Origin of the sequence: Lysinibacillus sp. FSL P2-0066 (assembly GCF_037969495.1) — a bacterium.
In the GTDB taxonomy this organism is placed as follows: Bacteria; Bacillota; Bacilli; order Bacillales_A; family Planococcaceae; genus Lysinibacillus; species Lysinibacillus boronitolerans.
In genome coordinates this window covers 3,211,763-3,224,773 of the sequence record NZ_CP150202.1, presented here as the reverse complement: position 1 = coordinate 3,224,773, position 13,011 = coordinate 3,211,763, and the positions used below count along the sequence as shown (strand labels likewise).

The following is a 13,011-nucleotide window of genomic DNA, read 5'->3' as shown; positions in this document are numbered from 1 at the left end:
AATATGCTAGAATGTTTGGGACTGTGTTATCACTAACACAGTCCTATGATTATGAATTTAGGAGGCAACAGAATGTCAAACAAAATTGTAGTTGAAAATGGCGTACTTAATGTACCAAACAATCCAGTAATTCCTTTCATCGAAGGTGATGGAATTGGTCCAGATATCTGGGCTGCAGCATCACGCGTAATCGACGCAGCTGTAGAAAAAGCTTACAACGGTGAAAAGAAAATTGAATGGTTAGAAGTTTTAGCTGGTGAAAAAGCATTTAACCAAACTGGTGAATGGTTACCACAAGAAACTTTAGACAAAATTAACGAATACTTAATTGCAATCAAAGGTCCTCTTACTACTCCAATCGGTGGTGGTATCCGCTCTCTAAACGTAGCGTTACGTCAACAACTTGACTTATATGTATGCTTACGTCCAGTACGTCACTTTGATGGAGTGCCTTCTCCAGTTAAACGCCCAGAAGACGTTGACATGGTTATCTTCCGCGAAAACACAGAAGACATCTATGCTGGTATCGAATTCGAATCTGGCTCTGAACAAGCTCAAAAAATCATCAACTTCCTACAAACTGAATTTGGTGTAAACAAAATCCGTTTCCCAGAAACATCTGGTATCGGTGTAAAACCTGTATCTAAAGAAGGTACTGAGCGTTTAGTACGTTCTGCTATTGAATATGCAATTAAACATAAACGCCCATCTGTTACTTTAGTTCACAAAGGTAACATCATGAAATTCACTGAAGGTGGATTCAAAAAATGGGGTTATGAATTAGCAGAAAAAGAATTTGCTGATCAAACATTCACTTGGAACCAATACGATGCAATCAAAGAAGAGCAAGGTGAAGAAGCAGCAAACAAAGCACAAGCTGACGCACTTGCAGCTGGTAAAATCTTAGTTAAAGATTCTATCGCTGATATCTTCTTACAACAAATCTTAACTCGTCCAACTGAGTTCGATGTAGTAGCTACAATGAACTTAAATGGTGACTATATTTCTGATGCTCTAGCTGCACAAGTTGGTGGTATTGGTATCGCTCCAGGCGCGAACATTAACTATGTAACTGGCCATGCGATCTTTGAAGCTACTCATGGTACAGCACCAAAATATGCTGGTTTAGATAAAGTAAACCCATCTTCAGTATTACTTTCAGGTGTATTAATGCTTGAGCACTTAGGATGGCAAGAAGCTGCTGACATGATCACTCAATCTGTTGAGAAAACAATTTCTTCTAAAGTTGTTACTTATGACTTCGCACGTTTAATGGACGGCGCTACAGAAGTGAAATGTTCAGAATTCGCTAATGAGTTAATCAAAAACCTATAATTTTCTATTCTACAATAGAATTTATCGCTAAAGCGGATGCTTTTTTCTGCCGATATAATTAGGGTGAAAGTAAATTTTAATTTAATATTTACGATAAACTTGTTTAATCGAGGGAGTGAGATGGATGTCTCCTCCCTCTTTTAAAATATATAACCTAATTTTAAAGGAGCGTATTCAAATGTCTCTGAAACGTAAAAAAATCTCAGTAATCGGTGGCGGTTTTACAGGCGCTACTGCAGCATTTTTAGCAGCTCAGAAAGAACTTGGTGACGTTGTATTAGTGGATATTCCACAAGCAGAAAACCCAACAAAGGGAAAGGCACTAGATATGTGGGAAGCAGCACCAATACAAGGATTTGACTCTTATGTACAAGGTACTTCCAATTATGCAGATACGGCGAATTCTGACGTAGTTATTATTACCGCTGGTGTTGCACGTAAACCAGGCATGAGCCGTGATGACCTTGTTCAAATCAATCAGGGTGTGATGAAAACTGTTTCAAAAGAGATTGCTACGCATTCACCAAATGCTACAATCCTTGTACTGACAAACCCAGTTGATGCCATGACTTACACAGTATACAAAGAAACTGGCTTCCCTAAAAATCGTGTTATTGGTCAATCGGGTGTTCTTGATACGGCTCGTTTCTGCGCATTTGTGGCAGAAGAACTTAAGATTTCAGTGAAAGATATTACTGGTTTTGTATTAGGTGGTCACGGTGATACTATGGTGCCATTAACACGTTATTCATTTGCTGGTGGCATTCCGCTAGAAACACTTATTTCTGCTGAACGTTTAGAGGAAATTGTTGACCGAACACGTAATGGCGGAGCAGAAATTGTTAACTTACTTGGAAACGGCTCTGCCTATTATGCGCCTGCTGCGGCATTAATAGAGATGGCTGAAGCTATTGTAAAAGACCAAAAACGTATTTTACCATCTATCGCTTATTTAGAAGGTGAGTATGGCTATCATGACTTATACTTAGGTGTTCCTACTTTACTTGGCGAAAACGGTATTGAAAAAATCTTTGAGCTAGAATTAACGGACAAAGAAAAAGCAGCTTTAGATCAATCGGCAGAAGCAGTTCGTAATGTGATGAAAATTTTAGTGTAAAATATCAGTCTGAAACTTAAAGCGAGTAGGGAATGTCCCTGCTCGTTTTTTTATGTTTTATGTGTCTAGAAAGGTAAGGATCTTCTGCTTTTCATTGTACTTTTAGCATAAAATTGATACTATGAATGTAGTATGATAGAAAAGGGGTTGGCGTATCTTTGCTTCAAAAAAATAGTAAACTTGGTCTCACAATCGATGAAATTACAGTTGGCGAGAAAATCCATATCACTGAAAAAATTGAAGATAGGGATTTATTGCTTTATTTAGGGCTTACAAACGATAGTAATCCGCTTTATATTCAACATGATTATGCGGCTATGACACCTTTTCAAAAGCCAATTGTGCCGACGATTATGTTAAATGGTATTATTACATCAGCTGTGTCAAAGTATATTCCAGGACCAGGTGCACGAATTATTGAGCAACATTTAAAATATTTAGGACCTCTCTATCATTATGAATTGTTCGATACGCTATTAGAGGTTACAGCAATCAATAAATATGACAATACCATCACTGTATCTGTCCACTCATATAATGAGCAGAAACAGCTTGTAATTGAAGGTTTATTGCTTGTAACTCCACCACTTGCGCTATAGACGTCTTGAGATTTGAAATGGGGGTTTCAAATCACTAACGGAGGCATTAGACATGACAAAAACGATTTTAGTAATTGAAGATGAATTTTCGATTGCAACATTATTGAAATATAATTTAGAACAGGCAGGCTATGTAGTGGAAACGGCTGCTGATGGTCAGGAAGGGCTTGAAAAAGCAATCGACTTACAGCCAAATTTAATTCTTTTAGATTTGATGCTTCCAAAGCTCGATGGTATGGAGGTCTGTAAACAAATACGACAGCAACGTATGAATACGCCAATTATTATGCTAACTGCTAAAGATGACGAATTTGATAAAGTTCTTGGTCTTGAGCTGGGAGCAGATGATTACATGACAAAGCCCTTTAGTCCTCGTGAAGTTTTAGCGCGTGTCAAGGCTGTATTAAGACGTTTCACGCAAAACGTTGTGGCAGATGATAAGGATGAGGCGCAGGAAAAAATGTATGAGTTTGGACAGCTGCGAGTGTACCCAGAGCGATTTGAAGTATTTTTACAGGATGAGGCACTGGAATTTACCCCAAAGGAGTTTGAGTTACTCATCTATTTACTTGAAAATAAAAATCGTGTATTAACACGTGATCAGCTATTAAGTGCTGTATGGAAATATGATTTTGCTGGCGATACTCGAATTGTGGATGTACACATTAGCCACCTTCGCGATAAAATTGAAGAAAATAGCCGTAAGCCGATGTTTATTAAAACAATTAGGGGCCTTGGTTATAAATTTGAGGAGCCGAAAACGACATGAAATCAATGAGCAACCGCTTATTTTTGACATTCATGCTTTTACTTGGAACGATATTAGCTGTCCTAATGATTGTTATAGGTCAGCTTTTTCCTGTTTATATCGAGCAATATAACGAGCAAGCAACCACTGAAATACGGGCATCAATGGACCAAGTAATCGATGAACGCAAAATGGATTTAACGAAGGAAGATCAGGAAGCCTTGTATGCAGCCCAAGCTATGGAACGAGATGAATCCTTATTGAACTATGTACGTGCACGCCTTTATGGAGTGCTGGCTATTCTCTTCACAATCACGTTGATATTAATAGCGATTATAAGTCGTTATATGATACGTAACTTTACTGCACCGATTGATAATGTGACAGAAACTGCCCTTGAGCTTGCAAAGGGGAACTATCGTGCGCGTGCTCAAGAGAATGAACATGAACGCATGATACCGCTGAGTCATTCCATAAACATATTGGCACGGAATTTGCAAGATATTACAACGATCCGTGAAGTAGAGGAAGAAAGACTAAAGACCTTAATTGAAAATATGGGAAGCTCTCTCATGATGATTGGACGAGAGGGGAATATTTCCATTGTGAATCGTGTATTTCTGGAGCGCTTTGGAATGCAGCTTGATGATGTACAGGGGAAGGTATTTCGTACAATAGGCTTACCGAAATCATTAGAGCAATTTATCGATCATGTCTTTCTGACAGAAATGCCGTATCGACAACAAATTAAAATGGAAGTACAGCAGGAGCTATATAATAAAGAAGTCTATGGAGCACCTGTTATCGGGGATCATGGACGATGGCTAGGCGTTGTCATCGTTATGCATGATATAACGGAACTAGTTCGATTAGAACAAATTCGGAAAGACTTTGTTGCGAATGTATCACATGAATTACGCACACCGATTACATCTATTAAAGGCTTTTCAGAAACTTTATTGGATGGGGCCTATAAAGACGAGAAAATGCTGATCTCTTTCTTAGAGATTATTTATAAAGAAAGTAATCGACTCCAAATGCTAATTCAAGATTTACTAGAACTATCAAAGATTGAGCAGCATGGCTTTACTGTCAATATTATGCCGATGGGCTTGCAGGATGTTTTAATTCGTGGAGCGGAATTGACAGCACCGCGATTGGATGAAAAAAATATGAGCTTCCAGGTGGATATCGAACGAGATGTCCAGGTTATGGGGGATGCCAATCGTATTATTCAAATCGTGACGAATTTAATTACCAATGCGATTACATATTCTCCTGAAAATACGACTGTTTCTATTCGATTAAAGGAAAATGAAACACATGGTATTATCGAAATAGAGGATCAAGGGATTGGGATTGAAAAACATGAAATTGCACGCGTTTTTGAAAGATTTTATCGGGTGGATCGAGCGAGAAGTCGTAATTCTGGTGGAACAGGCTTAGGGTTAGCAATTGTTAAGCATTTAGTAGAGGCTCATCATGGCCGAATTCAAGTAGAAAGTGAAGTCGGCATAGGAACTAAAATGATTGTCATGATTCCGAAAAATTAACAAATCCTTTACATGAACAACATGTTATATTCATATTTGGGCACTATACTTATTTCTAGAAACCCCAATATGATTGTTAAGACGATGACCATAAAAATCTAATAGAAGATTTTTAACTGCTTTATATTCCCCACAGAAAGAATTTAGTGTTTTTTAAACACTAGGTTCTTTTTCTGTTTTACAGGGAACGTAAATAGGTGTATAGTATAGTAGCATAAAGTTTAACAACGATCTTACCTGCGATTGTCTGTTAGACGAACGCTTTGACAGTCAGTGAATCAACCTTCTTATCATTCGAAATGTGTTTTCCTGACTGTTAAGGCAGAGAAATAAATGAGAGAAGGATGACCATGAAAATCGTCAAAAGTATCGTGCAAATCGGCTATCTTTACATCCTATTATTAATCGGAAATACTATTGCACGCCTACTTCACTTGCCGATTCCAGGGAGCATAATAGGACTCGTCCTATTATTTTTACTGTTACAGTTTCATATAATTAAGCTTGAATGGATTGAATTAGGAGCAGCCGTACTATTAAGTGAACTCTTGTTATTCTTTATTCCATCTGCCATCGGTGTTATTGATTATCATGCCTTATTTGGTGTGCAAGGAATGAAGGTTGTGCTGGTCATTGTTGTGAGTGCAATTGTGGTAATGTTTGTAACGGGCTATACAGCACAATGGCTAGAGCAGCGGAAGAAGGGTGATGCTGTATGACTTTATTAATCGCCATTGTCAGCTTACTTGGGACCGTTGCTATTTTTTATATTTGTAAAATGTTTTATAAAAAATATAAAAAAGAATGGCTGACACCTATGCTCATTACACCTTTAGTCATTATAGGTATTTTACTACTGACAGGTGTATCTTATAAATCCTACAATGCTGGAGCGAATGTCTTAACAAATTTACTAGGACCAGCAACCGTTGCGTTTGCCGTTCCTATATATAAAAATGTCAACCTATTAAAAAAACACGCATTTGAAATTTTCATCAGCATTGCTGTTGGTTCTGCGGTTGCTATTGTGTCATCCTTTATGATGGCTCTATTGGTGGGCTTAAATGATGAGTTGGTACATAGTTTAGTGCCACGTTCCGTAACAACACCTATTGCGATGGATATTTCCAATATGATTGGTGGTTCTCCTACGCTTACAGCTGTTTTCGTTATGACGACTGGTATTTTAGGAAGCTTGTTAGCACCAATCGTAATTAAAATATGTCGTTTCCACAGACCTTCATCTAGAGGCTTAATGCTTGGTATGGGTGCCCATGGAACGGGTACATCTAAAGCATTTGAATTTGGAGAGCTAGAAGGTACATTTGCTAGTCTAGCGATGATTGTTGCTGCATTAATTAGCATTGTATTATCCACTACCATTTTCCCAGTATTTGAACATCTGGTTATTAATATCCTGTTGCCATAAAAGGTAACAGGATTTTTTTACTTTAAAAAAGCTTCTACAAAGCGTAAGATACAGAAGATTCTCTCCCTTTCAATCATTATATGAAAATATTTTGAAACTTTTTATAAAGGTTCACCGTAAACAATAGTACTAAGCAAAAGGAGGAACAGACATGAGTGTGAAAAGGACACTAATGATTGTTGGACTTGGAATATTTGGAATTATTGCACTTATTACAGTTTTTACTTCATGGTACACGGTAGATGAATCAGAGCAAGCTGTTGTTATTACATTTGGTCGTGCCGATGATACAGTAACAAATCCAGGTCTTCATTTTAAATTACCTTGGCCCGTCCAATCCGTTGAAATTTTGTCAAGAGAAACCTTTAGTTTGCAATTTGGCTATAAGCAAAATAAAGCAGGTGAGTTAGAGGCATACGACGCCGAAACGAAAATGATTACAGGGGATGAAAATATTGTATTAACAGACCTTGTTGTTCAATGGAAAATTACAGAGCCTAATAAGTTTTTATTTAATTCGCAAGATCCAGAAAGAATATTACATAGCGCGACATCGAGTGCCATACGTTCTATTATCGGCAGTTCTTCTATCGATGCAGCGTTAACAGAAGGTAAAGCTGACATCGAAGCAAATACTCGTCAATTATTAGTTTCACTTATTGAAAAATACGATATTGGAATAAGCGTTTTAGGTGTCAAATTGCAAGATGTAGAATTGCCCAATAAAGATGTGCGTGCAGCATTCACTGCTGTAACAGATGCACGTGAAATGAAAAATACAAAAATAAATGAAGCTGAAAAATATGAAAACCAACGCATTAGTGAAGCTGAAGGCGAACGTGATGCTATTATGTCGAAAGCAAAAGGAACTAAAACAGCCCGTATAGAGCAAGCACAAGGGGATGTAGCTGTCTTTAATAAAATGTATGAGCAATACAAGGGCAATCAGCAAATTACACGAGAGCGGTTAATTATTGAGACGCTTGAAAATGTCCTACCGAAAGCACAAATTTACATTATGAATGATGATGGTAGTACGATGAAGTATTTACCACTTCAGCAACTACAGCCTCAACAGTCGCCACAGACACAAACAGAGAAAAAAGAGGGGAGCGGTAACTAATGGACCAAAAAAATAAGGATCTAGAAAAATTCCTCAATTTCTTATCTGGCAAAAGTAAAAAAGCTGCTCCTTCAGAAGGTGATTCGGGAGACAATGTAGTTAAAATGTCGAAGAAAGGACCGAAGAATCCTAAAAAATATATCTCTCTAGCTGTAACATTAACGGTCCTATTCGCTCTAGCGATTACTTTATTAACGAATATTTATATAGTTAAAGAATCAGAGTATGCTGTTGTTCGGCAGTTTGGAGAGGTTGTTAAGTTTGAGCGTGAACCAGGTTTAAATATGAAAATTCCTTTTATTCAAAGTGTCACAAAGTTACCAAAAAACCAAATGACATATGAGATTTCGGAAGAAGAAATTAATACAAAGGATAAAAAACGAATTATTATTGATAATTATGCTGTATGGCGTATTACGGATCCTAAGCTATTGATTTCGAATGCTGGTACGATAGAAAAAGTTGAATCACGTATGGAAGAGTTCATTTATTCTGTTATTCGCTCTGAACTTGGCCGAATTAACTATACTGAGATTATAAATGATGAGGATTCTTCTCGAGGCAGCATAAACGATCAAGTAACAGAACGTGTGAATGAACTTCTTTCCAACGATAACTATGGTATTGAAGTAGTAGATGTACGTATTCGTCGCATTGATTTACCAACTGAAAATGAGCAATCCGTTTTTATGAATATGATTTCAGATCGTGAATCAATTGCCCAAAAGTATTTGTCAGAAGGAGATGCACAGAAACGTCGTATTGAGGCACAAACGGATCAACACGTACAAGAAATGCTTGCTAAAGCAAGTAAAGAAGCTGCTTTAATTCAAGCTGAAGGAGAAGCAGAGGCTGCAAAGATTTACAATAAATCTTTCTCTCAAGATCCTGAATTTTATTCTTTATACCGCACATTAGAATCCTATAAGAAAACGGTTGGGGAAGATACAGTTATTATCTTGCCAGCTACTTCACCATATGCCAACATCTTGTCTGGTTATATAAAATAAACACAGTTTAAAGTCGTCTCAGTCTTGAAAGAGACGACTTTTTTGTTGCAATAGGATTATAATTATCCATGAAATCGAATTATTGTAGTATGAAAATAATAGAAATTTATAAGTTTGTATTCCCCAATCAACTATAATTTGATAGAATAATAATGTTTAAAAAAGAATAGTTGGGGGTAAGGGCTTTGAAATTACAAATTAGCAAATGGCTCCAAAATTTAGGGATCGCTTGTAGTATAGCATCGTTATTAACACTTTTCTTCCGTCTATCCGATTTTTCGTGGGTGACGAAGAGTGTCTATCATATACCAGTATTTTTTGTTTGTATCTTTTTACTCAGTATCATTATTGCAGAGGATGTAAGAAACCTTTTTAAGAAATTATTTTGGTATGAAAAAAGAAAGGTCAAGCGTCCTATTTGGCAAGTTGGGATTGGCTTAATTTTCTTTTTGGCACAAATTAGTACAGTAATGGTATTTAATCAAGAGCTAACATATCCACAATTAGGTGGCATGCCGTTATTCCTTGTATTTGCTTTTATGAATGCATTTATATTAACGGTCATATATGAAGAAGTTTTTTATCGTACTTCAAATCAATAACATCCATTAGGAACTTTCATTCACAGGGACCTTGTCCTCGAATGAAAGTTTTTGCTTTTTAGTAAGCGATGGAATACGTCTTATGCCTTGTTAACACGTAAATTATTAACATTTGTCAGTATTGCTCTTATTTAATCTGTAGTACAGTCAAGATATTGAGAATAGTCAATGACTAAACTTGATAAGCAGATATGCTACATACTATATTAAAAATTATATTTTTTAACCTTGTTTTAACCTTTAATAGGTATGATAAGCAAAGATTCATTTTAATAGGAGGTAATCAGGATGAAGAAGGTAGTGTTTGGAAGTGCTTTAGCAGTCGGATTATTATTTAGCGGGGCAGGGCAATCCTCTGCTAATAGCCAAATTCAACCAATTGATATTCAAGGCATGGATTTAGAATCGGCATTACAGGCAGTTCAATCACAGCGAGCACAACTGTTAGAAAATCAACTGAAGGATCAGCTAGAGGTTGTTCAACAACGAAATCAACAGCTAGTTGATTTGAATACACAGCAAATGGATATGCTCCGTTTTCAAGGCATGAATAATAAACGGAATGAGGCTTTTGATGTAATGACTAATTTTGCGAAAAAAATGCAGGATAGTCGTTCATCTATTATAGGGAATATACGTTAAGGATGTTGGAATATTTTAAACAAGTCAACCGCAGTGCGCGCGGTTGGCTTTTTTGTATGGATAGGAATGCTAAAGTGGCGGATAGAGCCTTAAAAGTGGCGGATAAACCATTAAAAGTAACGGATAACCTTGTGAATGGACGCCTGCTTTTTTTACTTGAAATGTATTGTTATGTTAAAGTAGAAGGAGAAGACAACGCAGGAGGATAAAATCATGACCAAGGAAAAATTACTATTATTGGACGGTAATAGTTTAGCGTATCGCGCGTTTTTTGCGTTGCCATTGCTAACGAATGATAGTGGCATTCATACTAATGCTGTATACGGCTTTACAACAATGCTACAAAGAATATTAGAGGAAGAACAGCCAACTAAAATATTGGTTGCTTTTGATGCTGGAAAAACAACTTTCCGCCATGAAACCTTTACAGAATATAAAGGAGGACGTCAAAAGACACCTCCAGAATTATCAGAGCAATTTCCTTATTTACGAAAGCTCATTGATGCGTATGGCATTAAGCAATATGAGCAGGAATTATATGAAGCCGATGATATTATTGGAACGCTTGCTAAAGAGGCTTCAACACAGGATATGGATGTCATCATCGTTTCTGGAGACCGTGATTTAACACAATTGGCGACAGAGCAAGTAACCGTTTATATAACGAAAAAAGGTATTACCGAAATAGAGAAAAATACACCAGCCTTTATTGCAGAAAAATACGGGTTAACGCCGCTCCAAATTATTGATATGAAAGGCTTGATGGGAGATTCCTCCGATAATATTCCTGGTGTACCAGGCGTCGGGGAAAAAACGGCTGTAAAATTATTAAAAGAGCATGGCTCCGTTGAAGCGCTTTATGAAGCGATGGATACATTGAAGGCTTCTAAAATGAAGGAAAAGCTAGTAGCTAATGAGGAGCAGGCCATCATGAGTAAGAAGCTGGCAACGATTTATACGGATGCTCCAATCACGATTTCACTGGATGATCTTGCGTATAATGGGCCAAAAGAAGATGAATTAATCAGTGTGTGGCGTGAGCTTGGCTTCAAATCGCTGCTTGATAAAAGTGACTTTATAATGCATGAGGAAGAGCAGGCACCTTTCGACTATGACCTTGTTCAGGAAATTCAGCCTGAGGACTTACAAGATGTGATGGCTGTGCATGTTGAACTGGAAAATGAACATTATCACACTTGTCAGCAGCTAGGGATTGCCTTATCAAATGGCACAAAGACGCAATATATTCCATTTGATAAAGCAGCAAAGTCAGATACTCTCCGTCGTTGGCTAGAAGATGCCACAAAAATAAAATATATGTCCGATTCCAAGGCAGCTCAAGCATCATTGAAGCGAGCAGGGATTCAATTAGCTGGTGTTGACTTTGATTTGCTACTTGCTTCTTATATTAATAATCCAGCATTAAGTGGCGATGATATTGCCACACTTGCAAGGGAATTAGGCTACTATGATGTCCAAGCAGATGAGGCGGTTTATGGAAAAGGTGCCAAGCGTGCAATACCTGACTTAGATCAACTTGCACAGCATGTTAGTCGTAAGGCTTTTGCAGTATGGTCATTACAGCCGAAGCTGGAAGCATTATTAAAGGAAAATGAACAATTCGATCTTTATAAAAACCTAGAGCTACCATTGGCAGGAATTTTAGCTGAAATGGAAAGCGAAGGGATTACGGTTAACCGTGCTACGTTAGAGAAAATGGGGCAAGAGCTTAATGATAAGCTTGTGGTAATTGAGCAAGAAATTTATGCGGAAGCTGGAGAAACCTTTAATATTAATTCACCAAAACAATTAGGTGTAATTTTATTCGATAAGTTAGGGTTACCTGTAATTAAAAAGACTAAAACAGGCTATTCAACTGCTGCAGATGTCCTAGAAAAATTACAGTCAGAGCATGCTATCATTGAGCATATTCTGTTGTATCGTCAACTTGGAAAATTACAATCCACATATATTGAGGGCTTATTAAAGGAGATTCATAAATCAGATAGCAAAGTGCATACACGCTTCCAGCAAGCTTTAACTGCGACTGGGCGTCTAAGCTCAACAGATCCGAATTTGCAAAACATCCCGATCCGTTTAGAGGAGGGCCGCAAAATTCGTCAAGCCTTTGTACCCTCAAAAGAGGATTGGATCCTATTTTCTGCTGACTATTCGCAAATTGAATTACGAGTTCTTGCACATATGTCAGAAGATAAAAACCTTGTTGAGGCTTTCCGAGAAGGAATGGACGTTCATACACGTACAGCTATGGATGTATTCCATGTGTCGGAAGATGAGGTTGATAGTAATATGCGTCGTGCAGCGAAAGCTGTTAACTTTGGAATAGTCTACGGTATTAGTGATTATGGACTTTCACAAAACTTAGATATTACACGTAAGGAAGCGGCCAATTTTATTGAAAAATATTTCGCAAGTTTCCCTGGCGTAAAACAGTATATGGATGATATTGTACAAAATGCGAAATTTAATGGTTATGTGACAACGATATTAAATAGACGCCGTTATTTACCGGATATAACAAGCTCAAACTTTAATTTAAGAAGCTTTGCTGAGCGTACGGCGATGAATACGCCAATTCAAGGTAGTGCAGCTGATATCATTAAAAAGGCAATGATTGATATGGATGCTCGATTGAAAAAAGAAAAGATGCAGGCAAAACTGCTACTTCAAGTGCACGATGAGCTAATCTTTGAGGCACCAAAGGAAGAGATTGCCTTACTCGAAAAAATTGTACCTGAAGTCATGGAAAACGCTATTGAGCTTGCTGTACCGCTTAAAGTAGATTTTAACCATGGCTCAACTTGGTACGAGGCAAAATAAGGAGGGATTCAA

At 37.4% G+C, this 13,011-nt stretch carries 13 protein-coding genes; all 13 read left to right on the top strand.

Annotation, left to right across the window (positions count from 1 at the left end):
- The first annotated feature begins 72 nt into the window (after positions 1-72).
- The 13 genes from icd to polA all read left to right on the top strand — a co-directional run bounded on the left by icd (position 73) and on the right by polA (position 12,999).
- Positions 73-1,335: an NADP-dependent isocitrate dehydrogenase gene (gene icd / locus MKZ14_RS16105; protein WP_016995477.1), complete on the top strand. Its 1,263-nt coding sequence runs from the start codon at positions 73-75 to the stop codon at positions 1,333-1,335.
- Positions 1,336-1,513: 178 nt separating this feature from the next.
- On the top strand, positions 1,514-2,452 hold the full coding sequence (gene mdh, locus MKZ14_RS16100) for a malate dehydrogenase (protein WP_036078340.1): 939 nt from the start codon (positions 1,514-1,516) through the stop codon (positions 2,450-2,452).
- Positions 2,453-2,610: 158 nt separating this feature from the next.
- Positions 2,611-3,051 (top strand): MaoC/PaaZ C-terminal domain-containing protein, encoded by a 441-nt coding sequence (locus tag MKZ14_RS16095; RefSeq protein ID WP_004226245.1) that lies wholly within the window; start codon positions 2,611-2,613, stop codon positions 3,049-3,051.
- Between the two features lie 52 nt (positions 3,052-3,103).
- The gene (locus MKZ14_RS16090; RefSeq protein WP_016993215.1) at positions 3,104-3,820 is read left to right on the top strand and encodes a response regulator transcription factor; all 717 of its coding nucleotides are present in this window, start codon (positions 3,104-3,106) and stop codon (positions 3,818-3,820) included.
- Complete coding sequence (locus MKZ14_RS16085; protein WP_036078337.1) at positions 3,817-5,352, top strand: ATP-binding protein; 1,536 nt, start codon at positions 3,817-3,819, stop codon at positions 5,350-5,352. The genes MKZ14_RS16090 and MKZ14_RS16085 overlap by 4 nt, the downstream gene beginning before the upstream one ends.
- Positions 5,353-5,702: 350 nt before the next feature.
- Positions 5,703-6,071 (top strand): CidA/LrgA family holin-like protein, encoded by a 369-nt coding sequence (locus MKZ14_RS16080; RefSeq protein WP_016993213.1) that lies wholly within the window; start codon positions 5,703-5,705, stop codon positions 6,069-6,071.
- Positions 6,068-6,781 (top strand): LrgB family protein, encoded by a 714-nt coding sequence (locus MKZ14_RS16075; protein WP_036078335.1) that lies wholly within the window; start codon positions 6,068-6,070, stop codon positions 6,779-6,781. The genes MKZ14_RS16080 and MKZ14_RS16075 overlap by 4 nt, the downstream gene beginning before the upstream one ends.
- A 151-nt stretch (positions 6,782-6,932) precedes the next feature.
- Positions 6,933-7,904 (top strand): FtsH protease activity modulator HflK, encoded by a 972-nt coding sequence (gene hflK / locus MKZ14_RS16070; RefSeq protein ID WP_036078332.1) that lies wholly within the window; start codon positions 6,933-6,935, stop codon positions 7,902-7,904.
- Complete coding sequence (locus MKZ14_RS16065) at positions 7,904-8,914, top strand: protease modulator HflC (protein ID WP_016993209.1); 1,011 nt, start codon at positions 7,904-7,906, stop codon at positions 8,912-8,914. Before hflK ends, MKZ14_RS16065 begins: the two co-directional genes overlap by 1 nt.
- Positions 8,915-9,099: 185 nt before the next feature.
- Positions 9,100-9,516 carry a DNA polymerase I gene (locus tag MKZ14_RS16060; RefSeq protein WP_333005069.1) on the top strand — a complete coding sequence of 139 codons (417 nt, stop codon included), beginning with the start codon at positions 9,100-9,102 and terminating at the stop codon, positions 9,514-9,516.
- Positions 9,517-9,804: 288 nt separating this feature from the next.
- Positions 9,805-10,158 carry a hypothetical protein gene (locus MKZ14_RS16055; protein ID WP_016993207.1) on the top strand — a complete coding sequence of 118 codons (354 nt, stop codon included), beginning with the start codon at positions 9,805-9,807 and terminating at the stop codon, positions 10,156-10,158.
- A 2-nt stretch (positions 10,159-10,160) separates the two neighbouring features.
- Positions 10,161-10,367 (top strand): hypothetical protein, encoded by a 207-nt coding sequence (locus MKZ14_RS16050; protein ID WP_258859372.1) that lies wholly within the window; start codon positions 10,161-10,163, stop codon positions 10,365-10,367.
- A gap of 4 nt (positions 10,368-10,371) precedes the next feature.
- Positions 10,372-12,999, top strand: a complete 2,628-nt coding sequence (polA, locus tag MKZ14_RS16045) for a DNA polymerase I (RefSeq protein ID WP_258859373.1) — start codon at positions 10,372-10,374, stop codon at positions 12,997-12,999.
- The last annotated feature ends 12 nt before the right edge of the window (positions 13,000-13,011 follow it).